Source organism: Stenotrophomonas sp. TWI700 (assembly GCF_039673645.1).
Classification (GTDB): domain Bacteria; phylum Pseudomonadota; class Gammaproteobacteria; order Xanthomonadales; family Xanthomonadaceae; genus Stenotrophomonas; species Stenotrophomonas maltophilia_AA.
Window position 1 is genome coordinate 1 of sequence record NZ_JBDJMB010000027.1, and the last position, 25,975, is coordinate 25,975.

The following is a 25,975-nucleotide window of genomic DNA, read 5'->3' on the forward strand; positions in this document are numbered from 1 at the left end:
GGGGCGGGCGGGGGCCCGTTCCTTTAACGGCTCGCGGCCGGGGGCCCCCCCCCCGCCCCCGGCCCTACCGGTGGTGCGAGGGTGTCCGCCTTCGCGGATCACCCCTTGCCCAGCCGGGCGACCAGCCCGTGCAGCGCCTGCTGGGCGTCCGGGGCGTACCAGGCGTCCACGAAGCGGTCGAGCTGGATGAGGTCGGCGTGCAGCGCCTCGTGCAGGTCGGCGCGGGCGATGGCACGGGTCAGCAGCATCGGCTGGCGCGGCAGCTTCAGCAGGCTCTGCAGCCAGGCCACGGCGCGGGCGACGACCCGATCCGCATCGACCACCTCATCGACCAGCCCGATCTGCAGTGCACGCTCGGCCGGCACCATCTCGCCGCCGACCAGCAGGGTGGTGGCCCGATGGTGGCCGACCACGCGGCGCATCAGGCGCTGGATGCCTTCCGGCGCGACCAGCCCGACCTGCACTTCGTTCAGGCCGATCACCGTGGGATGGGCGGCATCGGGGCTGCGCGCGATGATCCGGTAGTCGCAGCACAGCGCCAGCACGCAGCCGCCGGCCGGGGCGTGCCCGGTCATGGCCGCCACCACCGGCACGCGGCATTCGGCCAGGGTGCGCACGGCGCCGAAGAAGGCCTGCCAGCTGTCCAGCAGCCTGTGCTTGTCATCGCCATGGCCGAGCAGGTGCGGCACGTCCATGCCGGCACTGAAGATGCGCTCGCTCCCGGACAGCACGATGCCGTGCACGTCCTCGGACATGGCCAGGTTGATCGCCTGGATCAGGTGCCGGCACAGCTCGGTGTCCAACGCATTGACCGGTGGACGCGCCAGCCGCAGTTCGCGGATGGGGCCATGGTTGATCACCTCGATGAGCGTCGTCATGCTGCAGTCTCGTTGCGGACAGGGAACGAAGCCGATGATAACCAAACCATTCGTGTGCGTATTGTTGGGACTGTGTGCGTTCGCAGCATCGGCGTCGGCGGTGGCCGATGCGCCTGCCTGCGTGTCACTGCGCGACGGCTGGGTGCGGTTGCCGCCGGGCGCGATGCCGATGGCCGCCGGTTACGGGCGGATCCGCAATGACTGTCGCGAGACGGTCGTGGTGATCGCCGCCGGCAGCAAGGCGTTCGGTGATGTGTCCCTGCATGAAACCACGCTGGTCGACGGGGTCAGCCGGATGCGCGCGGTGGAGCGGCTGCCGATCGCGGCGGGTGCGACGGTCGAGCTCAAACCGGGCGGCCTGCACCTGATGCTGATGCAGCCGGAGGTGGCGCTGAAGGAGGGGGCACAGCTGCCGTTGCGGCTGAGCCTGGAAGACGGCCGCAAGGTGGATGGACAGCTGCAGGTGCGCGGCGCGCGTTGAGTGCGTGCTGGCCGGCACGCGCGCGGTCAACTCCAGTCGTAGGAGAACAGGACGGTGCGGCTGTCCGGTTCGTACAGCATCACGATGGCATCGGCGCCCGCGGCGCACCAGTTGTAACCGGCTACTTCGGCGACCGCGAAAAACGGTTTGCCATCGCGGGTGATGCGCACGTTCTCGGCATCGTCCGGTCGGTCGCGGTCATACATCGCCGGATCCAGCGCGATCTCGAATGCCGGCGGGATCTCGGCGGTCTCGGTCCAGTTGCCGCCGGAAATCTGCCCGCCGAGCCTGTCCAGATACGCCTGTTCGCCCGGCTCGCCATCGCCATAGCGCATGTAGCTGGCCAGCGAGCCGTGGGTCTGGAAATAGGCGTGTGCCTTGGCATGACTGTCGCGCATCTCGGCGATGTGCTCGACCGCGTCGCTGTCCTGCCCCTGGTCGCCGATGAAGTAGCCCGCGTTGCCGAGGAAGCGCACGCGGTTGTCGGTGGTCAGCTCGAATGCGATCCAGTTGGTGCCGGTGAACGCGTTGTGGTGCTCTTCGGTGTCTTCGCCGATGCAGCCTTCATACGGCTCTATCGGGCACAGCATCGTGGCCACGGTCCCGGCCAGCTCCGGACGCAGGATACCCAGGTCGATGCCGATCAGCGGCAGCAGGTGTTCGGCCAGCCACGGTTGTTCCTGGGAAAAAACGTCGGCGGGGAACGGCGTCATTCCGGGGAGAAGTGTGCGGATGTCGGTCTGGTGGAACATGGCATTCCTTTGAACGAATGGCCGTAGTGCCGGCCGCTGGCCGGCACCCATGCACCTCCATCCGGCGTCATGAGGGTGCCGGCCAGCGGCCGGCAATCATGCATATGCGTTCGGGGGGATGAGGTTGCCGGCCAGCGGCCGGCACTACCTGCTCAGCTCGACGCGGTGCGGATCGCCTCGGGCAGCGGTGCGCTCTTGCCGGTATGGGTATCCATCCACACCACCACCACGTTGCCGTCCGAATACAGCGTGCTGTCGTTCTTCTCGTCGACGATGCGGTGGCCGATGGTCACGCTGCTGTTGCCGAGACGCTCGACGAACAGCTCCACCACGATGTCGTTGGGCCACACGATCGGCAGGCGGTAGTTGACGTTGGTCGCCGCGACTACCGGTGCGATGCGGTCGGTCATCGAAACGCCCTCCACCCCCAGCATCCAGCGCACGCGCGCTTCTTCCAGGTAGGAAATGTACTTGGCGTTGTTGACGTGGCCCATGCTGTCCATGTCGCGCCAGCGGACGCTGATCGGCACGCGGGCGAGGATCTTGTGTTCGCTGCTCATTACTTCTTCTTCGCCTTCGTAGTCTTGGCAGGGCTGGTTTTGCTGGGGGTTGCCGCACGCGTGGCGGCGACCGCCTTCTTGGCCACCTTGGCCGGCTTTTCCGGCTTGGCCTTGCGCGGCGGGCGGGCGTCGGGCTTGTTGGCCACGGCCGCCGGCTGTTCCGGGCGCGCGCTGGTGGAGGGCAGCATCTTGGCCAGGAACTGGCCGGTGTACGAGGTCGGGCAGGCCGCCACGTCTTCCGGCGTACCGGTGACCAGGATGGTGCCACCGCGGTGGCCGCCTTCCGGACCCAGATCGACGATCCAGTCGGCGGTCTTGATCACGTCCAGGTTGTGCTCGATCACCACCACCGTGTTGCCTTCGTCGCGCAGCTTGTGCAGCACGCCGAGCAGCGCCTCGATGTCGTGGAAGTGCAGGCCGGTGGTCGGCTCATCCAGGATGTACAGCGTGCGCCCGGTATCGCGGCGCGACAGTTCCTTGGACAGTTTCACGCGCTGCGCTTCACCACCGGACAGCGTGGTCGCGCTCTGGCCCAGCTTGATGTAGCTCAGGCCCACGTCGACCAGCGTTTCCAGCTTGCGCGCGATGCTCGGCACCGGTTCGAACAGCTTCAGCGCATCTTCGACGGTCATCTGCAGCACGTCGTTGATGTTGTAACCCTTGTACAGGATCTCCAGCGTTTCGCGGTTGTAGCGCTTGCCGTGGCAGACATCGCAGGGCACGTACACGTCCGGCAGGAAGTGCATTTCCACCTTGATCAGCCCATCGCCCTGGCAGGCCTCGCAGCGGCCACCGCGCACGTTGAAGCTGAAACGCCCCGGCGAATAGCCGCGTGCACGCGCTTCGGGCACCTGCGCGTACAGCTCGCGCAGCGGCGTGAACAGGCCGGTGTAGGTGGCCGGGTTCGAGCGCGGGGTGCGGCCGATCGGCGACTGGTCGATGTCCACCACCTTGTCGAACAGATCCAGGCCGTCGACTTCCTTGTACGGGGCGATCGGGTGCGAGGAGCCGTTGATCTCGTTGGCGGCCAGCGAGAACAGGGTGTCGTTGATCAGGGTCGACTTGCCCGAGCCGGACACGCCGGTGATGCAGGTCAGCAGGCCCGACGGAATGTCCAGGTCCACGCCCTTGAGGTTGTTGCCACTGGCACCGCGCAGGTGCAGCGTCATCTTCGGGTTGGGCTTGTGCCGGCGTGCCGGGATCTCGATGGCGCGCTTGCCCGACAGGTACTGGCCGGTCAGCGAACGCGGCGCATCCAGGATGTCCTGCAGCGTGCCCTGGCCGACGATCTCGCCGCCGTGCACGCCCGCGCCCGGACCGATGTCCAGCACGTAGTCCGCCAGGCGGATCGCATCTTCGTCATGCTCGACCACGATCACCGTGTTGCCGAGGTCGCGCAGGCGGGTCAGGGTGCCGAGCAGGCGCTCGTTGTCGCGCTGGTGCAGGCCGATCGACGGCTCGTCCAGCACGTACATTACGCCGACCAGGCCGGCACCGATCTGCGAGGCCAGCCGGATGCGCTGGGCTTCGCCACCGGACAGGGTGTCGGCCTTGCGTTCCAGGGTCAGGTAATCCAGGCCGACATCGACCAGGAAGCCCAGGCGTTCGCCGATCTCCTTGACGATCTTGCCGGCGATCTCGCCGCGCCAGCCGGGCAGGGTCATGCTGCTGAAGAACTTCAGCGCATCGTCGATCGGCATCACCACCAGTTCCGGCAGCGCACGGTCGGCCACGAACACGTTGCGCGCGGCCTTGTTCAGGCGCTGGCCGTTGCACTCGGGGCAGTTGCGCTCGCTGATGTACTTGGCCAGCTCTTCGCGCACCGCCGAGGACTCGGTCTCCTTGTAGCGGCGCTCGAGGTTGGGAATGATGCCCTCGAAGCGATGCTTGCGCTGGGTGCGGCCACCGGCTTCGGTGAAGTAGGTGAAGGTGATCGTCTCGTCGCCGCTGCCGTACAGCACGGCCTGGCGCACGTCCTCGGGCAGGCTCTGCCACGGGGCGTCGGTGTCGAACTTGTAGTGCTTGGCCAGCGAGGCGATCAGCTGGAAGTAGTAGGCGTTGCGGCGGTCCCAGCCGCGCACGGCACCGGCCGAGAGCGACAGCTCCGGGTGCACCACCACGCGCGAGGGATCGAAGAACTCGGCCATGCCGAGGCCATCGCAGCCCGGGCAGGCGCCGACCGGCGAGTTGAAGGAGAACAGGCGCGGTTCCAGCTCCGGCAGCGAGTAATCGCAGACCGGGCAGCTGTACTTGGACGAGAACAGGTGCGCAGGCGCATCCTCCACATCCAGCGACTGCACCGAGACCATGCCGTCGCCCAGCTTCAGCGCGGTTTCAAAGCTCTCGGCCAGGCGCTGCTTGATGTCCTCGCGCGGGCGGAAGCGGTCGATCACCGCCTCGATGGTGTGCTTCTGGCGCAGCGCCAGCGGCGGCACCGCATCGATTTCATGCAGCTGGCCGTCCACGCGCACCCGCACATAGCCCTGCGCGCGCAGCTGGTCGAAGACCTGGGCGTGTTCGCCCTTGCGCTCGCGGATCACCGGGGCCAGCAGCATGTAGCGCTGCTCGGCATCCAGGGTCAGCACGTGGTCGACCATCTGGCTGACCGTCTGTGCTTCCAGCGGGTAGCCGTGGTCCGGGCAGCGCGGGCTGCCGACGCGGGCGTACAGCAGGCGCAGGTAGTCGTAGATCTCGGTGATCGTGCCGACGGTCGAGCGCGGGTTGTGCGAGGTCGACTTCTGCTCGATCGAGATCGCCGGGGACAGGCCCTCGATGTGGTCCAGGTCCGGCTTTTCCATCACGCTGAGGAACTGGCGGGCATAGGCCGACAGCGACTCCACGTAACGACGCTGGCCTTCCGCGTAGATGGTGTCGAACGCCAACGAGGACTTGCCCGAGCCGGACAGGCCGGTGATGACAATCAGCTTGTCGCGGGGCAGGTCGAGATCGATGTTCTTGAGATTGTGCGTCCGCGCGCCGCGGATGCGGATGAAATCCATCGCCATGGGGGATCCGTTGTGGGGCTTCGGCTCAGGGAGCCGGCAAGCGGGTGGGGCAATCGGAAACGGCAATCGGTCAGCCTACCGAGCTTGGGATTTGGGGGCAATCGCGGACTTTGCCACCCCCATGTCTCATTCCCTGAGACCCCGCCAGCCGGTTTCCTGAACCGTATTCAGCCAAATCAGGGTCCGAGCAGGGGGTGGGTTGACCCGAAGTGGTTGAAGTCATTAAAATTCCGCTTCTGTCCGCCCTCGATGGCGGCAGTCCATAGACCACAATAACTACAGAGGAAGTCTGGTCATGTACGCAGTACTGGTAACCGGCGGTAAGCAATACCGCGTGGCGCAGGGCGAAACGCTCCGCGTTGAAAAGCTCGAAGTCGAAGTCGGCAACGAGATCAAGTTCGACAACATCCTGATGCTGGGCGACAGCGATGGCATCAAGCTGGGCGACGCGCTGAGCGGCGCTTCGGTCACTGCCAAGGTCGTGTCCCAGGGTCGTGCCGACAAGGTCCGGATCATCAAGTTCCGTCGCCGTAAGCACCACATGAAGCGTCAGGGTCACCGTCAGTACTACACCGAAATCGAGATCACCGGCATTGCCGGTGGCAGCAAGTAATAAGGAGAAGCAGTCATGGCACATAAGAAGGGCGTAGGCTCATCGCGCAACGGTCGCGACTCCAACCCGAAATACCTCGGCGTCAAGATCTTCGGTGGCCAGGCCATCGACGCCGGCAACATCATCGTGCGTCAGCGCGGCACCCAGTTCCATCCGGGTACCGGCGTTGGCCTCGGCCGTGACCACACCCTGTTCGCGCTCGTCGACGGCAAGGTGGAGTTCTCGGTCAAGGGCCCGAAGAAGCGTCGTACCGTCAGCGTCGTCGCCGAAGCCTGATCTTCAGCGGTACGCAGGCGCCCACGCCACGGCGTGGGGTCGCTGACGAAAGCCCCGCTTCGGCGGGGTTTTTCGTTGGTATCCACTACATCAGGCGGGACATTTCCCGCCGCCGGCCCTGGATCGTACCGGGGCCGTTAGACTCTGCGGTGGGGTGCACCTCGCGCCTGCCGCCTCCAGATTGGCATCCAGAATCATGAAACTTGTAGACGAAGCAGAAATCCAGGTGATCGCCGGCAACGGCGGCAACGGCTGCATCGGTTTCCGTCGCGAGAAGTTCATTCCGCTGGGCGGGCCGGACGGTGGCGACGGCGGTAATGGCGGCAGCGTGTGGATCCGCGCCGACGAGAACCTCAACACCCTGGTCGATTTCCGCCATGACCGCATCTTCAAGGCGCAGCGCGGCGAGAACGGCATGGGCCGCCAGGCCTATGGCAAGGGCGGCGAAGACCTGGTCATCACCGTGCCGATCGGCACCGTGATCATGAACGTCAGCACCGACGAAGTGATCGGCGATCTGACCGCGCATGGCGACCGCCTGCTGGTGGCCAAGGGCGGCCGCGGCGGCCTGGGCAACATGCATTTCAAGAGCTCCACCAACCGCTCGCCGCGCCAAGCGCTGCCGGGCGAAGAGGGTGAAGAGCGCCTGATCAAGCTCGAGCTGAAGCTGCTGGCCGACGTGGGCCTGCTGGGCTTCCCGAATGCCGGCAAGAGCACCCTGATCCGCGCCGTGTCCGCGGCGACCCCGAAGGTCGCCGATTACCCGTTCACCACGCTGTACCCCAATCTGGGCGTCGTGCGCGTGGAGAACTACCGCAGCTTCGTGATCGCCGACATTCCCGGCCTGATCGAGGGGGCGGCCGACGGCGCCGGGCTGGGCGCGCAGTTCCTGCGCCACCTGCAGCGCACCCGCCTGCTGCTGCACCTCGTGGATATCTCCCCGATGGAAGGCGGCGTGGAAGGTGTGTCGCCGATCGAGCAGGTCCGGGCGATCGAGCGCGAGTTGGAGAAGCACGACCCAGAGCTGCTGAACAAGCCGCGCTGGCTGGTGCTGAACAAGGCCGACCTGATGTTCGAGGACGAGGCCAAGGCCGCCGCCGAGAAGATCGTTGCCGAGCTGGGCTGGTCCGAGCCGTGGTACCTGGTCTCGGCCCTGGGCCGTGAAGGCACCTGGCCGATCATGAACAACATCATGGCCTTCTTCGATCGCCAGAAGGAAGACGAGGCGCAAGCGCGCGATGCGTACTGAGCGCAGCCACGCGCCCCTGAGAAACCCGGCTCCGGCCGGGTTTTTCTGTGGTGTCGCCGTAACCGCCGACCGGGCGGGTCGCCGCAGATCGCAGGCAACAAAAAACCCGGCCAGGGCCGGGTTCTTCTCTGCGGCTGGATCGAAGCCACGCATGGCGTGGCTCTACGACACCCGCAGCGCCGTATCAGGCGGCCTTGATGGCCTTGATGCGCGCGGTCAGGCGGCTCTTGTGGCGAGCAGCCTTGTTCTTGTGGATCAGACCACGCGAGCTGAAACGGTCGAGGATCGGCTGGGCAACAGCGAAGGCTGCCTCGGCGCCGGCGGCGTCATTGGCATCCAGAGCCTTGATCACCTTCTTGACAGCGGTGCGCAGCATCGAACGCTGAGCCGTATTGCGCGCGTTGCGCACGACGGTCTGCTTGGCGCGCTTCTTGGCGGACTTGATATTGGCCACAGTGGTGGTTTCCTGAAAAATCGGTGTAATGGGAACAGCAAGCTGGAAAGTATGATGGCTCGAAAAATGTACGTCAAGTCAATTGTCAAGAGGGAACACGGGTGAGTTCACCAAGGATGTTGCGGGGCCTGCTGTCTTTCAGCAGCATGACCATGATTTCGCGGGTGTTGGGGCTGGTTCGCGACCTGGTCATCACCACCACGTTCGGCACCAATGCGGTGACCGACGCCTTCTGGGTCGCCTTCCGGGTGCCCAATTTCCTGCGCCGGCTGTTCGCCGAAGGCTCGTTCGCCACCGCGTTCGTCCCGGTGTTCACGGAAGTGAAGGAAACCCGCTCGCATGCCGAGCTGCGCGAGCTGATGTCGCGGGTGGCCGGCACGCTGGGCGGGGTGCTGCTGCTGGTCACGGCGCTGGCGCTGATCTTCGCGCCGCAGTTGGCGACCCTGTTCTCCAGCGGGGTGGATACCGACCCGGCCAAGCATGGCCTGCTGGTGGACCTGTTCCGGTTGACCTTCCCGTTCCTGCTGTTCGTCTCGCTGACCGCGCTGGCTGGCGGGGCGCTCAACAGTTTCCAGAAGTTCGCGATGCCGGCGCTGACCCCGGTGATCCTCAACCTGTGCATGATCGCCGGCGCGCTGTGGCTGGCCCCGCGGCTGGGCGGCACCCCGGAGAAGCAGATCCTGGCCCTGGGCTGGGCGGTGCTGGCGGCCGGGCTGCTGCAGCTGCTGTTCCAGCTGCCCTCGCTGAAGGGCATCAATCTGCTGACCCTGCCGCGCTGGGGCTGGCGGCACCCCGGGGTGCGCAAGGTGCTGACCCTGATGGTGCCGACCCTGTTCGGTTCCTCGATCGCGCAGATCAACCTGCTGCTGGATACGGTGATCGCCGCCAAGCTGACCGATGGCTCGCAGTCCTGGCTGTCGCTGGCGGACCGCTTCCTGGAGCTCCCGCTGGGCGTGTTCGGGGTGGCGCTGGGCACCGTGATCCTGCCGGCGCTGGCCCGCCACCACGTGAGCACCGACAAGGCCGGCTTCTCCAGTGCGCTGGACTGGGGCCTGCGCACGACGCTGCTGATCGCGATCCCGGCCATGCTGGGTCTGCTGCTGCTGGCCGAGCCGTTGATCGCCACGGTGTTCCAGTACGGGCGTTTCACCGCGTTCGATACCCGCATGACCGCGCTGTCGGTCTACGGGCTGAGCTTCGCCCTGCCGGCGTTCGCGCTGCTCAAGGTGGTGCTGCCGGCCTTCTACGCCCGCCAGGACACCCGTACCCCGGTCCGCGCCGGCGTGGCCGCGCTGGTGGCCAACATGGTGTTCAACTTCATTCTGCTGGCCGTGCTGTACCACGTGATGGTGCCGGAGGCGCTCAAGGCGCAGGGCGTTTGGGTCGCGCTGGGCAAGCAGCCGGGCCTGCATCTGGCGCTGGGCATCGCCAGCGCACTGTCCAGTTACCTGAACCTGGGCCTGCTCTGGTACTGGCTGGGCAAGACCGATGTCTATCAGCCCAAGCCCGGCTGGGGCGGCTATGTGACCAAGCTGGGGCTGGCCTGTCTGGCGATGGTCGCGGTGCTGCTGGCCCTGCTGTACGGGATGCCGGCGTTCACCGGCATGGACAAATGGCACCGGATCGGGAACCTCGCGCTGCTGGTCGGCGGCGGTGGTCTGACCTATCTGGTGGCGCTGGTCGCCATGGGCTTCCGCCCGCGCCACCTGCGGGAGCATTGATACGTGGACAGCCCGGCTATACTTCATGGCTATCTCTTGCAAAGCATCGGCCCTGGTGGGCCGCATTCCACGTAGATGAGCAGGCTGTTTAGAAACGTCGAAGGCGGGCAGTTGTTCCCGCACGGAAGCGTGGTCTGCATCGGCGCATTCGACGGCCTGCACCTGGGTCATCGTGCGTTGGTGCGCCACGCCGTGTCGCGCGCGCGCGCGCTGGGCGTGGCCGCCGTGGCGGTGGCCTTCGAGCCGCTGCCGCGCGAGTACTTCGCCCAGGGCGAGCCGCCGCCGCGCTTGACCCTGGCGCGCGACAAGGTCGCGATGCTGCGCGAACTCGGCGTGGATGCGATCGGCCTGCTGCGCTTCGATGCGCGCATGGCCGCGATGCAGGCGGAGGCGTTCGTCGAGCAGCTGCTGGTGCACCGGCTGAGCGCGCGCGAGGTGTGGATCGGGCCGGAGTTCTGCTTCGGCAACCGCCGCAAGGGCGATCTGGCCCTGCTGCAGGCGATGGGCCGCGAGCGGGGTTTCAGTGCGGGGGAGATCGAGCCGGTCGACCTGCACGGCGAGCGCATCTCCAGCACCCGCATCCGCCAGCTGCTGCGTGCCGGTGATTTCAGCCATGCCGGCGATCTGCTGGGCAGGCCGTATACGATTGGGGGCAGGGTAGTGCGCGGCCGCCAGTTGGGCCGTACGCTGGGGTTCCCGACCGCCAACCTGCGCTTCCCGAAGACGCCGGCGCTGTCGGGGATCTACGCGACCTGGGTCCATGGCGTGTTCGACCAGCCGTGGCCCTCGGTCTCCAGCTTCGGCACGCGCCCCACCGTGGACGGCGTGGAGCCGCTGCTGGAAGCGCACCTGTTTGATTTCCAGGGTGACCTGTACGGTCGCCACATCGATGTCGAGTTCGTCGCCAAGCTGCGCGACGAAGAAAAGTTCCAAGATCTGGCTGCGTTGACCGACCAGATGCACCGTGACGCCGAACAGGCCCGTCACATCCTTTCCGAACACAGATTGCGAGCCACTGCGTGAGCCAGGACTACAAAGCCACCCTTCATCTGCCGGCAACCGAATTCCCGATGCGCGGCGACCTGCCCAAGCGCGAGCCGGGCATTCTGTCGCGCTGGGAGGACGAGGGCCTTTACGCCCGCCTGCGCGACAACGCGCAGGGCCGCCCGCTGTTCGTGCTGCACGACGGCCCGCCCTACGCCAATGGCCAGATCCACCTGGGCCATGCGGTCAACAAGATCCTCAAGGACATCATCGTCAAGTCGCGCTACCTGGCCGGCTTCGATGCGCCCTACGTGCCGGGCTGGGATTGCCACGGCCTGCCGATCGAGATCGCGGTCGAGAAGAAGTGGGGCAAGGTCGGCGTCAAGCTCGATGCGGTCGCGTTCCGCCAGAAGTGCCGCGAGTTCGCCGAAGAGCAGATCGAACTGCAGCGCCGCGACTTCAAGCGCCTGGGCGTGATCGGCGATTGGGACAACCCGTACAAGACGCTGAGCTTCGATTTCGAGGCCAACGAGATCCGCGCGCTGTCCAAGGTCTTCGCCAACGGTCACATCGTGCGCGGCGCCAAGCCGGTGCACTGGTGCTTCGACTGTGGCTCGGCGCTGGCCGAGGCCGAGATCGAATACCAGGACAAGACCTCGCCGGCGATCGACGTGGCCTACGTCGCGCGCGACGCGCAGCACCTGGCTGCGCGCTTCGGCGTGGCACTGCCGGGCGACGTCGAGGTGGCCGTGCCGATCTGGACCACCACGCCGTGGACCCTGCCGGCCTCGCTGGCGGTGTCGCTGGGCGCGGACATCGAGTACGTGCTGGCCGAAGGGCCGGCCCACCACGGCAAGCGCCGCTGGCTGGTGCTGGCGGCCGCGCTGGCCGAACGTTCGCTGCAGCGCTACGGCGTGGATGAGCTGGTGGTGCACGGCCGTACGCCGGGTGCGGCGCTGGAGGACCTGCTGCTGGCCCATCCGTTCTACCCGCAGCGCGACATCCCGCTGCTCAACGGCGCGCACGTCTCCGATGAAGACGGTACCGGTGCGGTGCATACCGCCCCGGGCCACGGCCAGGAAGACTTCGTGGTCAGCCAGCAGTACGGGCTGATGGAGAAGTACAACGCCGGCCAGATCAACCCGGTCGACGGCCGTGGCGTGTACCTGTCCTCGACCCCGCCGGCCGGCGACGTCGAGCTGGCAGGCGTGCACCTGTGGAAGGCGCAGCCGCTGATCATCGATGTGCTGCGCGCCTCGGGTGCGCTGCTGGCCCATGTCGAGATCGTGCACAGCTACCCGCACTGTTGGCGCCACAAGACCCCGGTCGTGTTCCGTGCCACCCCGCAGTGGTTCATCTCGATGGACAAGGCCAACCTGCGCAGCGATGCGATGGCCGCGATCGACACCGTCGGCTGGTTCCCGAGCTGGGGCAAGGCGCGCATCGGCTCGATGGTCGATGGCCGCCCGGACTGGTGCATCAGCCGCCAGCGCACCTGGGGCGTGCCGATCGCGCTGTTCACCCATCGCGAGACCGGTGAGCCGCACCCGCGCACCGTCGAGCTGATGCAGCAGGTCGCCGACCGCGTGCAGGCCGAGGGCATCGACGTCTGGTATTCGCTGGACAGCGCCGAGCTGCTGGGCGAAGACGCGCCGCAGTACGAGAAGGTCACCGACATCCTCGATGTCTGGTTCGACTCGGGCGTGACCCACGAAGGCGTGCTGCTGGCGCGTGGCTTCGGCAAGCCGGCCGATCTGTACCTGGAAGGCTCGGACCAGCACCGCGGCTGGTTCCAGTCCTCGCTGCTGACCGGCGTGGCGATCGACAGGCAGGCGCCGTACAAGCAGTGCCTCACCCACGGCTTCACCGTGGATGAGAAGGGCCGCAAGATGTCCAAGTCGCTGGGCAACGGCATCGAGCCGCAGGACATCATGAAGACCCTGGGCGCGGACATCCTGCGCCTGTGGATCGCCTCGGCCGATTACAGCAATGAAATGTCGCTGTCGCAGGAGATCCTCAAGCGCAACGCGGATGCCTACCGTCGCCTGCGCAACACCGCGCGCTTCCTGCTCGGCAACCTGGACGGCTTCGATCCGGCCCGGCACCTGGTGGCCCCGGCCGACATGGTCGCGCTGGACCGCTGGATCGTGCATCGCGCGTTCGAGGTCCAGGAGAAGATCAAGGCGGCCTACACCGGCTACAACATGGCCGAGATCGTGCAGCTGCTGCTGAACTTCTGCAGCGTCGACCTGGGCTCGGTGTACCTGGACGTCACCAAGGACCGCCTGTACACCATGCCGGTGGACTCGCGCGGCCGCCGTTCGGCGCAGACCGCGATGTATCACATCGCCGAAGCGTTCACGCGCTGGATCGCGCCGATCCTGAGCTTCACCGCCGATGAGCTGTGGGGCTACCTGCCGGGCGAGCGCAAGGAGAACGTGCTGTTCGCCACCTGGTACGACGGCCTGGCGCCGTTGCCGGTGGATGCACCGCTCAACGCGGCCGATTTCGACCAGCTGCTGGCGCTGCGCGAGCAGGTCGCCAAGGTGCTCGAGCCGATGCGCGCCAATGGTGCGATCGGTGCGGCGCTGGAAGCGGAGATCACCGTCGCCGCCGATGCCGAGACCGCCGCGCGCTGGCAGCCGCTGGCCGAGGAGCTGCGCTTCCTGCTGATCAGCGGTGACGTGCAGGTGCGCCCGGCGACCACCGATGAGGTGTTCGTCAGCGCCCAGCCGACCACGAAGCAGAAGTGCGTGCGCTGCTGGCATTACCGCGCCGATGTGGGCTCGGTCGCTGCGCATCCGGACCTGTGCGGTCGCTGCGTGACCAACATCGACGGTGCCGGCGAAGACCGGCGGTGGTTCTGATGGCCGCCGCCCGTCCGCGTCCGAACGCGCTGATCTGGCTGCTGCTGTCGGCGGCGATCATAATCGCCGACCAGTGGAGCAAGGCCTGGGTGCTGTCCAGCCTGCCCGAGTACGAGCCGGTGGTGGTCATCGAGGGCTTCTGGAACTGGTACCGCACCTATAACACCGGCGCCGCGTTCAGTTTCCTGAGCGATGCCGGTGGCTGGCAGCTGTGGTTCTTCACCGCGCTGGCGGTGGGCATCAGCGGCCTGATGGCCTACTGGATGTGGGGCACCGCGCGCGGTGCCTGGCGCAGCGCCGTGCCGTACGCCCTGGTGATCGGCGGGGCGATCGGCAACGTGATCGACCGGCTGATGCACGGCCATGTGGTCGACTTCATCCAGTGGTATATCGGTGACCATGCCTGGCCGTCGTTCAACATCGCCGATTCGGCGATCGTGGTCGGCGCGGTGGGGATCGCCCTGTTCGGCCTGTTCGACGGCAAGCCTGCCAAAAAAGCGGGATAATTCCCTCCTGTATCCGTAACGACCCGGCTCACGCCGGCCGGAGTATCTGACCGATGGATGTGTTGCTCGCCAATCCGCGTGGTTTCTGTGCCGGTGTCGATCGTGCGATCGAGATCGTCAAGCGCGCGATCGAGACCCTGGGTGCGCCGATCTACGTGCGCCACGAGGTCGTGCACAACCGGTTCGTGGTCGATGACCTCAAGGCCCGCGGCGCGATCTTCGTCGAAGAACTGGACGAAGTGCCGGACGACAACACGGTGATCTTCAGCGCCCACGGCGTCTCCCAGGCCGTGCGCCAGGAAGCCGACCGCCGTGGCCTGAAGGTGTTCGACGCCACCTGCCCGCTGGTCACCAAGGTGCACCTGGAAGTGGCTCGCCACTGCCGCGCCGGCCGCGACGTGGTGCTGATCGGCCACGCCGGCCACCCGGAAGTGGAAGGCACGATGGGCCAGTGGAGCCGCGAGCGCGGCACCGGCCAAATCTACCTGGTCGAAGATGTGGACGACGTCGCCACGCTGGTCATCGACCAGCCGGAGAACTTCGCCTACACCACCCAGACCACGCTGTCGGTGGATGACACCCGCGGCATCATCGACGCGCTGCGCACCCGCTTCCCGGCGATGCAGGGCCCGAAGAACGATGACATCTGCTACGCCACGCAGAACCGCCAGGATGCCGTGCGCGACCTGGCCAAGCGCTGCGACCTGGTGCTGGTGGTCGGTTCGCCGAACAGCTCCAACTCCAACCGCCTGAGTGAACTGGCGCGTCGTGATGGGGTGGAGTCCTACCTGATCGACGGTGCCGACGAGATCGACCCGGCATGGGTGGCCGGCAAGAAGCACATCGGCCTGACCGCCGGCGCCTCCGCGCCGCAGGTGCTGGTGGATGGGGTGATCGCGCGCCTGAAAGAACTTGGCGCCACCGGCGTCGGCGAGCTGGACGGCGAGCCGGAATCGATGGTGTTCGCGCTGCCGAAGGAACTGCGGCTGCGCCTGGTCGACTGACCCGGCCTCGTGACGCCACGCATGCCGTGGCGCTGCCCCGGTAGTGCCGGCCGCTGGCCGGCAGCTCACCTCGGTGGGTCCTGATCGCGTCCGGCAGACAGAACGTCACCGCACTCCGCTGTGCCAATCATGGCCGCAACGCGACGCATGACCTTTGGCCATGGGGCAGGGCGGTAACGCAGGGCTAGGATCGAGGCTTCCCCCGTTGGAGCCTGCCTGATGAAGATGCGTGCCATTGCCCTGTCCGTGTTGCTGGCCGTGTCCGCCACCGGCGTGCAGGCGCAGACGCCGCCGCCGCAGGACGTGGCCTTCCCGGGCCTGCTGCGCATCGACGTGGACGCGCGCGATATCGGGCGACGCATCTTCAAGGTCAAGGCCACGGTGCCGGCCAAGCCCGGCCCGCTGACCCTGCTGTACCCGCAGTGGCTGCCCGGCGCGCATTCGCCGAGCGGGCCGATCGACAAGCTCGCCGGCCTGGTCGTCACCGCCAACGGCACGCCGCTGCAGTGGAAGCGGGATCCGTACGATGTCTACGCGTTCACCGTGGAGGTGCCGCAGGGCGCCAGTGAAGTCGTGGCCGAGTTCAAGTTCCTGTCCTCGCAGGGCGCGCAGGGCCGCGTGGTGATGACGCCGGACATGCTCAACCTGCAGTGGAACGCCAACTCGCTGTATCCGGCCGGGGTCATCACCCGCAACATCCAGGCGCAGGCCACCGTCACCCTGCCGCCGGGCTGGTCGTATGCCACCGCGCTGGACACGGAGCGCCGCGACGGCGACACCGTGGTGTTCAAGCCGATCAGCTACGACCACCTGGTCGACTCGCCACTGTTCGCCGGCCGCCACTTCCAGCGCTTCGATCTGGACCCCGGTGCGAAGGTGCCGGTGCACCTGAATGTCTTCGCCGATGACGCCACGTCGCTGGCGGCCAAGCCCGAGCAGATCCAGGCGCATCGCGCGCTGGTGCAGCAGATGTACAAACTCTACGGCGCACGCCACTTCGACCGCTACGAGTTCCTGCTCGCGCTGACCGACAGGCTCGGCGGTATCGGCCTGGAGCACCAGCGCTCCAGCGAGAACAGCGGCGACACCGGCTACTTCACCGAGTGGGACAAGACCTGGTTGGGCCGTGATCTGCTGCCGCACGAGTTCAACCACTCCTGGAATGGCAAGTACCGGCGCGGCGCCGATCTGACCACCGCCAATTTCAACGTGCCGATGGGCGACAGCCTGCTGTGGCTGTATGAAGGGCAGACCCAGTTCTGGGGCCAGGTGCTGGCCGCCCGCTCCGGACTGTGGAGCCCGCAGCAGACCCGCGATGTGCTGGCCAATGTGGCGGGCACCTATGATCGCGGTCGCCCCGGCCTGGCTTGGCGGAACCTGCAGGACACCACCAACGACCCGACCATCGCCCAGCGCCGCGCGCTGGCGTTCCGCAACTACCAGATGAGCGAGGACTACTACTCCGGCGGCCAGATGGTGTGGCTGGAGGTGGACGGCAAGCTGCGTGCGCTGACCGGCAACAAGCGCGGCCTGGACGACTTCGCCAAGGCGTTCTTCGGCATGAACGACGGCGACTGGAACGTCCATCCGTATACCTTCGAGGACGTGGTCGGCACGCTCAACGGCGTGGCGCCGTTCGACTGGGCCAGCTTCCTGCGCGAGCGCCTGGATGGGCACGGCCCGCTGACCGGCGGCCTGGAAGCGGCCGGCTGGAAACTGGTCTACACCGATACGCCGAACGAAGCGTTCAAGGCGCAGGAGGCGCGCGGCAAGAACAGCAACCTGCTGTACTCCATCGGCCTGTCCGTCAGCGAGTCCGGCTACATCGGCGACGTGCTCTGGGACAGCCCGGCGTTCAATGCCGGTCTGATCCCCGGCATGAGTGTGGTCGCACTCAATGGCCGCGTGTTCAAGGCCGAGCAGTTGAAGGAGGCGATCACCGCGGCCAGGACCGACAAGGCACCGCTGACGCTGCTGGTGAAGAACGTCGATCGCATCGATACGGTGACGCTGGATTACCACGACGGGCTGAAGTACCCGGCGCTGGAGCGGATCGCGGGCAAGCCGGATCGGTTGGCGGAGTTGTGGAAGGCGCGCTGATCACCGGCGTCAGGCTGCGTGCATCCGCAGCATTTTCCGCCTCATGCCCGTGCGTAAGGTGCTCATGGCGGAAGATCCAGACGTAGTTCTTTCCCGCGGGGCACGGATGTTTCAACGCCGCGGATGACGTTTTCAGCACAAGTAAAAAACGAAACCCCGGCCGGGCCGGGGTTTTCGTTGTGGGGAACATGCTGGGAAACCGTAGCTAACGCCGTGGAATGGTCCCCGATTGTTCGCTGTGGGCCAACGGCAGGGCGTTCCAGCGAACCTGTCGGGTAGAGGGGCCCTGAGTGAGACACGTTTGTGCATCGTGTTGTCATTTGTTACTGAATTGTGTATTGATTCGTTATCGGCGCGTTAAAGAACCATTCAGACAAAGCCTTGTGAAGCCGACCCAGGGCTCTGTGGACGAATCACGGAAGGTAACCATGGCGAACACCACGTTTCTCAGTCGTACCCCGTTGAGCATTGCCCTGACCTCGGCACTGTTCCTGGCGACCGCCGCACCGGCCATGGCGCAGGACGCCGGAGCGTCGGATGCCTCCACCCCTGATCCCGCACAGGCGGATCCGGAAAAGGCGCTCACCCAGCTGGATCGGATCACCGTGACCGGTTCGCGCATCTACCGCGCTGGGTTCGACACCCTGGAACCGGCGGCCGTGGTGTCCCGGCAGAGCATTGAAGCCTATGGCTACACCAACCTGATCGACGCCCTGACCAAGGTGCCCGGCGTCACCGCCGGTGTCAGCTCGCGTGGCGACCAGGCCGGCTTTGGCGCCGGCGTCAACTTTGCCAGCAAGTTCGGTCTGGGCAGCAACCGCCTGTTGACCCTGGTCAACGGTCGCCGCTTCGTGACCTCGGCTCCCCCGACCGTGTTCGGCGCGGGCGGTGGCTCGGGTATCCAGGTCGACATGAACTCCATTCCGACCGTGATGGTCGAGCGCGTGGAAAGCCTGAGCGTGGGCGGTGCACCGACCTACGGCTCGGACGCCATCTCCGGCGTGAACAACATCATCCTGCGTGATCGCTTCGAGGGCGCCGAAGTCGAGATCGGCTACGGCAGCACGACCAAGAGCGACAATGACCGCTACTCGTGGTCGGCGATCTTCGGCAGCAGCTTCGCCGATGGCCGCGGCCACTTCACCATCGCCGCGGAGCTGGACAACAGCGATGGCGTGGATTCGCTGTCGCGCGATTTCTATCGCAATGGCTACAGCCTGCAGACCAACCCGACCGCCGCGAACATCGCGCGCTTCCAGCCGGGTCGTACCCCGGGATCCGATGGCCGCATCGATGGCAGCATCCCGTTCAATACGGGTCCGGCCGATGGCATCCCGGACCAGGTGTTCATCCGTAATCGCCGCATTTCGAACATGACGTTCGGTGGCCTGATCCTGCCGTCCGACGTGGGTGTCCGGCGCTCGTACCAGCGCAATGCGGCGGGTGAGCTGACCGGTTTCGGTCCAAACAACAAGCTGTGGCAGTTCAACAGCGCGGGTGACCTGGTGGAGTTCGACCAGGGCATCTCCTATCCCAGCGGCAATGCCTCCGGTGGCGACGGCCTGGACCTCAACGAGACGTTCCCGCTGATCGCCGACCTCGAGCGTCGCTCCGTGTACTCGACGGGCAGCTTCGATTTCACCGACAACGTGCGCGGCTTCTTCGAGCTGTCCCGTTACGAGGCGACCGCACGCGAGACGCTCGACCAGAACGTCTACAACGCGGCCTCCTTCGGCGTCGCTAATCCGGACGGGACGGGCGCACAGAGCGGCACCCTGCTGTTCAGTGCCAGCAATCCGTTCCTGAGCGCTGAATCGCGCCGGATCCTCGCCGCGAACGGCATCACGTCCTTCCAGCTGTCACGCTCCTCGCGCGACCTGAGCATGAACAACGCCAGCACGGAAACCCGCCTGACCCGCGTGGTCGCCGGCCTGGATGGCTTCTTCGACATCGGCAGCCGTGCCTTCAACTGGGAAACGAGCATCACGCACGGTCGCGGTGACTTCGATTACCTCGGTACCGGTCTGATCCAGCAGAACTTCATCAACGCGCTGAACGTCACCACCGACGCCAACGGCAACATCGTCTGTAATTCGGCGGCGCCCGGCACCATCGCCGATCCGAACTGCCGTCCGCTGAACCTGTTCGGCGAGAACCAGGCATCGCCTGAAGCGCTGGCTTACGTCTCCACACCGACCGTGGCCAAGGCCGAAACCCGCCAGACCGTGTTCAACGCCTCCGTGTCCGGTGGCCTGTTCGATCTGCCCGGTGGCGAGTTCGGCGTCGCAGCCGGCTTCGAGCACCGCCGCGAGGAAGGTTCGTTCACCCCCAGCGAGTACCAGCGCCTGGGCCAGGGCCGTTCGGTGCCGATCCAGGCCGCCAAGGGCGATTACCACACCAACGAAGTGTTCGCCGAATTCCTGGCGCCATTGTTCAACCCGGACTGGGGCCTGCCGGGCCTGCACCGCCTGGACGTGACCGCCAAGTTCCGCCGCGTGGACAACTCGGTGGCCGGTGGCTTCAATGCCTTCACCTACGGCCTGCAGTACGAGCCGTTCGAGGGCATCCAGCTGCGCGGCAACAAGACCCAGTCGCTGCGCGCACCGTCCATCGCAGAGCTGTACACCACGCTGCAGCCGGCGTTCTACAACATCCCGGAAGTGTGCTCGGTGGCCAACATCAACGGCGGCAGCAATCCGGCCGTGCGCAAGGCCAACTGCAACGCATTCTTCGCGGCGTACCCGGGCGCGGATCCGGCCACCTTCCAGGCGGCACCGACCAACACGCTGGGCTCGACCAACGGCTACACCGGCCTGAAGAACGAGAAGGCCAAGTCGTGGACCGCAGGCATCGTGTTCGCACCGGAGTGGGCCGGTGGCCTGCGCGTGGCGGCGGACTGGTATGACATCGAGATCACCGATGTGATCACCGCACTGACCGCGAACGACATCATCACCGGCTGCTTCGACAATCCGGAATTCAACGCCGCCGATGTGCCCAACGCCAACCGCTTCTGCAGCCTGGTCACCCGTACCCCGGGTACCGGCGTCGCCACCGACATCAAGACCCAGTACGGTAATGGCCCGGTGCTGATGTTCCGCGGCTGGACTGCTGAAGTCGACTATCGCTGGAACATGGGCCGCTTCGGCTCGCTGGACCTGGGCTTCTATGGCTACATGCCGAAGAACCGTGGCCAGGCCGCCAACGCGGATGTTCCGTTCGTCGAGCAGGTGGGTACGTTCAACGAACCCAAGCGTGTGTTCCGCTGGACCGCCCAGCACAATGTCGGCAAGTGGAGCGCCGGCTTCTCGTCCAACTACACCAGCAGCGCGCAGTTCAGCCTGGTCGCCACGCCGGAAAGCCGTCAGTACTTCGTGCGTGACAGCTGGACCACCTGGGACGCCAACGTCAGCTACCGCCTGACCGACAACGCCCGCCTGAACCTGTCGGTGATCAACCTCACCGACGACATCGGTCCGTTCCCGTACGTGCTGGATGCGCTGGGCCGCCGCTACATGGCCTCGCTGCGCTACAAGTTCCAGTAATCGGTCACCTGCATGAAGAGAGAGCCCGGCTTGCCGGGCTCTCTTCTTTTGTGGCGTCAGTCCGCTGCTTCCACATCCTGCGCGCTGTTGCATGCGCGTTCTGAAGAACGGCGGCTGCGAGCGGCTCAGGTAGTAGCTGCGGTTGCCGTTCGGAACATGGCCGTAGCTAGCTCTCCCAGTAGTACACCTCGCGGAAGCGCCCACCGGGCACCACGTAAGGCCTGGGCAGCGGCGGCAGCGAGCCGTTCGGATCCACGCTGCCGGTGGTGCGGGTCAACACCGGCCACAGATCCTCGATATGGGCACGCAGCGTCTCCCCGGCAGGTGGCACGTACGGCGGAGCGTCGCCGGAGACGGTGAAGTGCTCGGAGACGAAACCGGCGAGGTCGAACCCGGGCCGCGTCCTGGCGCGCTGCCACTGGGTCAGGACGGGTGCCGCCGCCAGACGGGGACAAGGGCGCATGGGATGCCTCCGGAGGTGGGGGATTCACTGTAGAGGCTGGTGCGTCAAGGGCTGGTGCCACAGGAGCACGTCTTGCCGGGCCCTTGGGCGCGCGGGCCGTCCCACGGTGAGCGCTTCCCTGATTGACCAAAGTGGCCCAGACCCCCTAGAATTCACGACCTCGCCGGAATAGCTCAGTTGGTAGAGCGGCGCATTCGTAATGCGTAGGTCGTAGGTTCGATTCCTATTTCCGGCACCAGATACAGCAAAAAGCCCCGGCCTTGGCCGGGGCTTTTTGTTTGGGGCGGCGTGGCGGGTCAGCTCACTCCGCACCGCCGACAGCCGGATGCGACGACCGCCGCCGGAACTTCCGCGACAGCCAGTCGCCCGCATCATCGACCACCGTGAAAGCGGCCGGAATCACGATCAGGCTGAGCAGCGTCGAGGTGATCAGGCCGCCGATCACGGCGATCGCCATCGGTGCACGGAAGCTGGAGTCACCGGCAAAGCCCAGCGCGATCGGCATCATGCCCGCGCCCATTGCCAGGGTGGTCATGATGATCGGCTGTGCGCGCTTGCGGCAGGCATCGATCAGCGCATCGTGCTGGCTCATGCCGTGTTCGTCTTCGGCCATCACCGCGTAGTCCACCAGCAGGATGGAGTTCTTGGTGGCGATGCCGATCAGCATCAGCAGGCCGATCAGCGCCGGCAGCGAGAGCATGTTCTGGGTGATCAGCAACGCGCCGAACGCACCGCCGGCGCACAGCGGCACCGCGGCGAGGATGGTGATCGGCATCAGGGCGTGGTTGAACAGCAGCAACAGCACCATGTAGATGCAGATCAACCCCGCCGCCATCGCCAGCATGAAGCCGATGAACAGCTCGACGAACACTTCCGCATCGCCGGTGTTGAGGAAGGTCACGCCCGGCGGCAGCTGCTTGACGCTCGGCAGGGCCTGCACCTCGGTCATCACATCGCCCAGCGGGCGGCCGTTGAGTTCGGCGGTGAGGGTCACGTTGCGCTGGCGCTGGTAGCGCGAAATCTGCGACGGGCCGCTGCCCTGCTGGATGTCGGCGACGGCCGCCAACGGTACCGGGCCATTGCGGCCGGGGACGCGCAGCTGGCTGATCAGGCCCGGATTGGCCAGCGTGGCTTCGGCAAAGCCGACCCGGATCGGCACCTGCCGGTCGGGCAGGTTGAGTTTGGCCAGGCGCTGCTCGTAATCGCCCGCCGTGGCGATGCGGGCGGCCTCGGCGATATCGGCGGTGGCCACGCCCAGGTCCGCGGCGCGGGCGGGGTTTGGAACGATCTGCAGTTCCGGGCGCAGCAGCGAGGCGGTGGAGGTCACGCTGCCCAGGCCCTGGATGCCACGCAGGTCGCGCTCCAGCGCGGTGGAGGCCTCCTGCAGGCGCTGCGGGTCGTCACCGGAGAGCACCAGCTGCAGCAGGTTGCCCGGCTCGGAGCTGACGTAGCTGACGCGTACGCCGGGCAGGTCGGCCAGGCGCTGGCGGGCCTCGCGCTCCAGCACGCGCTGGTCGCGCTCACGCGTGTCGGTGGTGCCCCAGTCGAGCACGAGGGTGGCCTTGCGCGGCTCACCGACGCCGGTTGCGCTGGGGTCGCCCAGGTCGAGCACGGCGCCGACCGCAGTGTAGACCTGCTTGAGTTCGGGCATGTCCTTGAGCAGCGCACGCGCGTGCTCGGCGACGGCCACGGTTTCCTGCAGGCGCGTGCCCGGCGGCAGTTCGAGGTTGAGGTTGCTGCGGCCCAGATCGGACTGCGGGATGAAGGTGGCCGGGATGAACGGCACCAGCGCCAGCGACGCGACGAACAACCCGGTGGCCAGCCACAGCGTGCGGCCGCGATGGCGCAGGGCGGCGTCCACCCAGCCCAGGTACCAGGTCATCAGCTTCGATTCCGGCTTCTCCTCGCCATGCGGCTTGAGCAGGTAGGCGGCCATCATCGGCGTGAGCAGGCGCGCCACCAGCAGCGAGAACAGCACGGCGGTGGCGGCGGTCCAGCCGAACTCGCGGAAGAACTTGCCGGCGATGCCGGGCATGAAGGCCACCGGCACGAATACGGCGGCCAGGGTGAGCGAGGTGGCGATCACCGCGTTGCCGATCTCGCCGGCCGCCTCGCGCGCGGCTTCCAGCGGTGGCTTGCCCATGCGCAGGTGGCGCACGATGTTCTCGATCTCCACGATCGCATCGTCCACCAGGATGCCGACCACCACGGACAGCGCCAGCAGCGTGATGATGTTGAGGGTGAAGCCGAAGAAGTACATCACCGCGAAGGTCGGGATGATCGACAGCGGCAGCGCCAGCGCGGACACCCACGTCGCGCGCCAGTCACGCAGGAACAGCCACACCACCAGCAGCGCCAGCAGCGCGCCTTCCCATAGCATGGTCATCGAGGAATCGTAGGAGCGGTGCGTCTCATCGATCGCCGTGGTGACCAGACGGAAGTCGATGCCCGGATGCTCGGCCTTGATCTTGTCCAGTGCGTCATGCACGCCGGCTTCGACCTTGACCTCGCTGGAGCCGCGGGTGCGCGACATCGAGAAGGCCACCACGCCCTTGCCGTCCAGCAGGGCCGCTTCGGTCGGGTCGGCGGCGCCGTCGGTGACCGTGGCCAGCGTGGACAGCCGCACTGCGCGCCCGTCCGGCAGGGCGATGGAGTAGTCGCGCAGCGCCTGTGCGTCACCGACGGTGCCCAACGTGCGGATGGTCTGCTGTGCGCCCTCGACCTCGGTCTTGCCGCCGGCACGCTCCACCTGGATGCGGGCCAGCTGCTGCGATACATCGCCGGCGGTGATGCCCATCGCGATCAGGGCATTGGGATCCAGATCCACCCGCACCTGGCGCTGTACGCCGCCCACGCGGGTGACGCGCGCGACACCGGGCACGCCGTACATCGCACGCGAGATGTCGCGGTCGACGAACCAGCTGGCCTCATCGGTGGTCATGTGCGGGGCGACCAGCGCATAGGTCATCAGCGAGCCGCCGATATCGACCTTGGAGATCACCGGCTCCTGGATGTCCTGCGGCAGGTCGGTGCGGATGCGCGTAACGGCATCGCGGGTGTCATCCAGCGCGGTGGCCAGGTCGGCCTCCAGCTGGAATTCGATGGTGGTGGTGCTGACGCCTTCGCTGACCGAGGACATCACGCGCTTGACGTTGTTGACCGTCGCCACCGAGTCCTCGACCTTGCGGGTCACTTCGGCTTCCAGCTGGCTCGGCGAGGCGCCGGGCTGGGTGACGGTGACCGTGGTCATCGGGAAGGCGATGTCCGGGAAGCGCGCCACCGGCAGCTGATGGAACCCCCACAGGCCGGCCACGCACAGCACGAAGAAGATCAGCAGCGCAGGCAACGGGCGTTTGATCGCCCAGGCAGAGATGTTCATCGTGCGGCGGCCTGGGTCGCGGTCACTACGCGCACGCGGTCGCCCTCACCGAGGAAGCCGGAACCATCCACCACGACCTGGTCACCGACCTTCAGACCTTCCAGGATCGCGGTGCGGCCCTGCACGGCCTGGCCAGTGCTGACCCGGTGGCGGGTGGCCTGCTGCTTGTCGTTCACGGTGAACACGTAGTTGTGGCCGTCGCGCTGCACGATCGCCGCGGTCGGGATGGTCAGCACTGGGCCGTCGCCGGTGACGATGCGACCATCCACGTAGATGCCCTGCTTGAGCGGGCCGGGCGTCGGCATATCGGCGTAGATCGTGCCGGTTCGGGTCTGCCCATCGACACCCGGGGTGACCGCGCGGATGCGGCCGCTGACCACCTGGCCGGCATACGGCAGCTCCACGGTGTTGCCTACCGCCACATCGGCCAGCTGGTTCTCCGGCAGCTCCGCGCGCCACTCCAGGCGGCCATCGCGGATCAGGCGCAGCAGCTCGGTTCCGGCGGAGACCACCTGGCCCGGCTGCACCAGGCGCTTGGAGATCAGGCCGTCGGCCGGTGCGCGCAGGTCGGCGAAGTCGCGGCGCAACTTGGCCGCATCGCGCGCGGCGCGTGCGGTGGAGGTCTGCGCTTCGGCATTGATGCGCGAGGCACGCAGCTCATCCAGGCTGCTTTCGCTGATCAGCTGCTGGGCGGCCAGCTTGGCGCTGCGCTCGTAGTTCATCCGCGCCAGTTCCTGCGAGGCCTGCGCCTGCCGCAGCGAGGCGTCGGCCTGCGCCAGCTCGCTGTCCAGGGTGCGATGGTCCACCTGCAGCAGCACCTGGCCCTGCTTGACCCATTGGCCCACGTCCACCAGCAGCGCGGTCACCCGCTGGCCGCTGATCTCCACGCCCAGCTGCATTTCCTCGTAGGCGGTCACCGGCCCGGAGACCAGCACCGTGCGCGCCATGGTCTGCTGCTGCGCGGGCGCCAGCGAGACCGGCAGCGCCGAACTGGCGGCCGTGGCGTCGGCCGAGGCCTTGTCGTCCTTGCCGCCACACGCGGACAGCAGCGCGGCGACCAGGATCAGGGAAATACTGCGGAAGGAGGGTGCACGCATTGAGGGGCTTTCCGGGTCGGAACAGCGGGAGAAAAAGGAGT

General features: G+C 66.7%; 19 protein-coding genes, 1 tRNA gene and 1 pseudogene. 12 read left to right on the plus strand and 9 right to left on the minus strand.

The window, feature by feature from the left end; translation table 11 throughout:
- Positions 1–98: 98 nt before the first annotated feature.
- The gene (locus ABE473_RS15790) at positions 99–878 is read right to left on the minus strand and encodes an enoyl-CoA hydratase/isomerase family protein (protein WP_346490158.1); all 780 of its coding nucleotides are present in this window, start codon (positions 876–878) and stop codon (positions 99–101) included.
- Positions 879–912: 34 nt separating this feature from the next.
- On the opposite strand from ABE473_RS15790, the gene ABE473_RS15795 reads away from it, so the two are divergent.
- The gene (locus ABE473_RS15795) at positions 913–1,359 is read left to right on the plus strand and encodes a copper chaperone PCu(A)C (RefSeq protein ID WP_346490159.1); all 447 of its coding nucleotides are present in this window, start codon (positions 913–915) and stop codon (positions 1,357–1,359) included.
- A 26-nt stretch (positions 1,360–1,385) separates the two neighbouring features.
- Here ABE473_RS15795 and ABE473_RS15800 read toward each other — a convergent pair whose 3' ends face one another.
- The 3 genes from ABE473_RS15800 to uvrA all read right to left on the minus strand — a co-directional run bounded on the left by ABE473_RS15800 (position 1,386) and on the right by uvrA (position 5,676).
- Positions 1,386–2,111 (minus strand): enolase, encoded by a 726-nt coding sequence (locus ABE473_RS15800; RefSeq protein ID WP_346490160.1) that lies wholly within the window; start codon positions 2,109–2,111, stop codon positions 1,386–1,388.
- Positions 2,112–2,263: 152 nt separating this feature from the next.
- Positions 2,264–2,671 carry a thioesterase family protein gene (locus tag ABE473_RS15805; protein WP_346490161.1) on the minus strand — a complete coding sequence of 136 codons (408 nt, stop codon included), beginning with the start codon at positions 2,669–2,671 and terminating at the stop codon, positions 2,264–2,266.
- The gene (gene uvrA, locus ABE473_RS15810; protein WP_346479588.1) at positions 2,671–5,676 is read right to left on the minus strand and encodes an excinuclease ABC subunit UvrA; all 3,006 of its coding nucleotides are present in this window, start codon (positions 5,674–5,676) and stop codon (positions 2,671–2,673) included. Before uvrA ends, ABE473_RS15805 begins: the two co-directional genes overlap by 1 nt.
- Before the next feature lie 295 nt (positions 5,677–5,971).
- Here uvrA and rplU point away from each other — a divergent pair, with 295 nt between their 5' ends.
- The 3 genes from rplU (at position 5,972) to obgE (ending at position 7,814) form a co-directional block, all read left to right on the plus strand.
- Complete coding sequence (gene rplU / locus ABE473_RS15815) at positions 5,972–6,289, plus strand: 50S ribosomal protein L21 (RefSeq protein WP_019184518.1); 318 nt, start codon at positions 5,972–5,974, stop codon at positions 6,287–6,289.
- A gap of 15 nt (positions 6,290–6,304) precedes the next feature.
- Positions 6,305–6,565, plus strand: a complete 261-nt coding sequence (gene rpmA, locus ABE473_RS15820; RefSeq protein WP_019184517.1) for a 50S ribosomal protein L27 — start codon at positions 6,305–6,307, stop codon at positions 6,563–6,565.
- A 196-nt stretch (positions 6,566–6,761) separates the two neighbouring features.
- Positions 6,762–7,814, plus strand: coding sequence for a GTPase ObgE (gene obgE, locus ABE473_RS15825; RefSeq protein ID WP_346479587.1), 1,053 nt, complete (start codon positions 6,762–6,764; stop codon positions 7,812–7,814).
- A 184-nt stretch (positions 7,815–7,998) separates the two neighbouring features.
- On the opposite strand, the gene rpsT is transcribed toward obgE, so the two are convergent.
- On the minus strand, positions 7,999–8,268 hold the full coding sequence (gene rpsT, locus ABE473_RS15830) for a 30S ribosomal protein S20 (protein ID WP_019184515.1): 270 nt from the start codon (positions 8,266–8,268) through the stop codon (positions 7,999–8,001).
- 116 nt (positions 8,269–8,384) lie between these two features.
- Here rpsT and murJ point away from each other — a divergent pair, with 116 nt between their 5' ends.
- From murJ to ABE473_RS15865, 7 genes are all read left to right on the plus strand, one after another.
- Positions 8,385–9,989, plus strand: a complete 1,605-nt coding sequence (murJ, locus tag ABE473_RS15835; protein ID WP_176990139.1) for a murein biosynthesis integral membrane protein MurJ — start codon at positions 8,385–8,387, stop codon at positions 9,987–9,989.
- A gap of 75 nt (positions 9,990–10,064) precedes the next feature.
- Positions 10,065–11,012, plus strand: a complete 948-nt coding sequence (locus tag ABE473_RS15840; protein WP_176990056.1) for a bifunctional riboflavin kinase/FAD synthetase — start codon at positions 10,065–10,067, stop codon at positions 11,010–11,012.
- Entirely contained in the window at positions 11,009–13,840 is a 2,832-nt protein-coding gene (ileS, locus tag ABE473_RS15845) for an isoleucine--tRNA ligase (RefSeq protein WP_346490162.1), read from the plus strand. Before ABE473_RS15840 ends, ileS begins: the two co-directional genes overlap by 4 nt.
- Positions 13,840–14,346, plus strand: a complete 507-nt coding sequence (gene lspA / locus ABE473_RS15850; protein WP_179459487.1) for a signal peptidase II — start codon at positions 13,840–13,842, stop codon at positions 14,344–14,346. Before ileS ends, lspA begins: the two co-directional genes overlap by 1 nt.
- A gap of 53 nt (positions 14,347–14,399) precedes the next feature.
- Complete coding sequence (gene ispH, locus ABE473_RS15855) at positions 14,400–15,350, plus strand: 4-hydroxy-3-methylbut-2-enyl diphosphate reductase (protein ID WP_319212469.1); 951 nt, start codon at positions 14,400–14,402, stop codon at positions 15,348–15,350.
- Between the two features lie 219 nt (positions 15,351–15,569).
- Positions 15,570–17,450 carry a peptidase M61 gene (locus ABE473_RS15860; RefSeq protein ID WP_346490163.1) on the plus strand — a complete coding sequence of 627 codons (1,881 nt, stop codon included), beginning with the start codon at positions 15,570–15,572 and terminating at the stop codon, positions 17,448–17,450.
- Between the two features lie 428 nt (positions 17,451–17,878).
- Positions 17,879–20,995 (plus strand): TonB-dependent receptor, encoded by a 3,117-nt coding sequence (locus ABE473_RS15865; RefSeq protein WP_346490164.1) that lies wholly within the window; start codon positions 17,879–17,881, stop codon positions 20,993–20,995.
- A 126-nt stretch (positions 20,996–21,121) separates the two neighbouring features.
- On the opposite strand, the pseudogene ABE473_RS15870 reads toward ABE473_RS15865, so the two are convergent.
- A pseudogene (locus ABE473_RS15870) lies at positions 21,122–21,199 on the minus strand (hypothetical protein); the annotation flags it as partial.
- On the minus strand, positions 21,162–21,458 hold the full coding sequence (locus ABE473_RS15875) for a trehalase family glycosidase (RefSeq protein WP_346490165.1): 297 nt from the start codon (positions 21,456–21,458) through the stop codon (positions 21,162–21,164). The pseudogene ABE473_RS15870 and the gene ABE473_RS15875, both read right to left, overlap by 38 nt.
- A 162-nt stretch (positions 21,459–21,620) precedes the next feature.
- On the opposite strand from ABE473_RS15875, the gene ABE473_RS15880 reads away from it, so the two are divergent.
- Positions 21,621–21,696: transfer RNA gene (locus tag ABE473_RS15880), tRNA-Thr, on the plus strand.
- 63 nt (positions 21,697–21,759) lie between these two features.
- Here the strand turns inward: ABE473_RS15880 and ABE473_RS15885 are convergent.
- Both ABE473_RS15885 and ABE473_RS15890 read right to left on the minus strand, forming a co-directional pair.
- Entirely contained in the window at positions 21,760–24,837 is a 3,078-nt protein-coding gene (locus ABE473_RS15885; protein WP_346490166.1) for an efflux RND transporter permease subunit, read from the minus strand.
- Positions 24,834–25,934 (minus strand): efflux RND transporter periplasmic adaptor subunit, encoded by a 1,101-nt coding sequence (locus ABE473_RS15890; RefSeq protein WP_346490167.1) that lies wholly within the window; start codon positions 25,932–25,934, stop codon positions 24,834–24,836. Before ABE473_RS15890 ends, ABE473_RS15885 begins: the two co-directional genes overlap by 4 nt.
- Positions 25,935–25,975 lie beyond the last annotated feature (41 nt).

What these genes read in the sequence shown, in the direction of transcription:
- ABE473_RS15840 (WP_176990056.1), top strand. Translation starts at nt 10,065, where the DNA reads ATGAGCAGGCTGTTTAGAAACGTCGAAGGCGGGCAGTTGTTCCCGCAC.
- rplU (WP_019184518.1), top strand. Translation starts at nt 5,972, where the DNA reads ATGTACGCAGTACTGGTAACCGGCGGTAAGCAATACCGCGTGGCGCAG.
- uvrA (WP_346479588.1), bottom strand. Translation starts at nt 5,676, where the DNA reads ATGGCGATGGATTTCATCCGCATCCGCGGCGCGCGGACGCACAATCTC.
- obgE (WP_346479587.1), top strand. Translation starts at nt 6,762, where the DNA reads ATGAAACTTGTAGACGAAGCAGAAATCCAGGTGATCGCCGGCAACGGC.
- ABE473_RS15865 (WP_346490164.1), top strand. Translation starts at nt 17,879, where the DNA reads ATGGCGAACACCACGTTTCTCAGTCGTACCCCGTTGAGCATTGCCCTG.
- murJ (WP_176990139.1), top strand. Translation starts at nt 8,385, where the DNA reads ATGTTGCGGGGCCTGCTGTCTTTCAGCAGCATGACCATGATTTCGCGG.
- ABE473_RS15800 (WP_346490160.1), bottom strand. Translation starts at nt 2,111, where the DNA reads ATGTTCCACCAGACCGACATCCGCACACTTCTCCCCGGAATGACGCCG.
- ABE473_RS15875 (WP_346490165.1), bottom strand. Translation starts at nt 21,458, where the DNA reads ATGCGCCCTTGTCCCCGTCTGGCGGCGGCACCCGTCCTGACCCAGTGG.
- ABE473_RS15795 (WP_346490159.1), top strand. Translation starts at nt 913, where the DNA reads ATGATAACCAAACCATTCGTGTGCGTATTGTTGGGACTGTGTGCGTTC.
- ABE473_RS15885 (WP_346490166.1), bottom strand. Translation starts at nt 24,837, where the DNA reads ATGAACATCTCTGCCTGGGCGATCAAACGCCCGTTGCCTGCGCTGCTG.
- ABE473_RS15890 (WP_346490167.1), bottom strand. Translation starts at nt 25,934, where the DNA reads ATGCGTGCACCCTCCTTCCGCAGTATTTCCCTGATCCTGGTCGCCGCG.
- ispH (WP_319212469.1), top strand. Translation starts at nt 14,400, where the DNA reads ATGGATGTGTTGCTCGCCAATCCGCGTGGTTTCTGTGCCGGTGTCGAT.
- ABE473_RS15790 (WP_346490158.1), bottom strand. Translation starts at nt 878, where the DNA reads ATGACGACGCTCATCGAGGTGATCAACCATGGCCCCATCCGCGAACTG.
- lspA (WP_179459487.1), top strand. Translation starts at nt 13,840, where the DNA reads ATGGCCGCCGCCCGTCCGCGTCCGAACGCGCTGATCTGGCTGCTGCTG.
- ABE473_RS15805 (WP_346490161.1), bottom strand. Translation starts at nt 2,671, where the DNA reads ATGAGCAGCGAACACAAGATCCTCGCCCGCGTGCCGATCAGCGTCCGC.
- ABE473_RS15860 (WP_346490163.1), top strand. Translation starts at nt 15,570, where the DNA reads ATGAAGATGCGTGCCATTGCCCTGTCCGTGTTGCTGGCCGTGTCCGCC.
- rpmA (WP_019184517.1), top strand. Translation starts at nt 6,305, where the DNA reads ATGGCACATAAGAAGGGCGTAGGCTCATCGCGCAACGGTCGCGACTCC.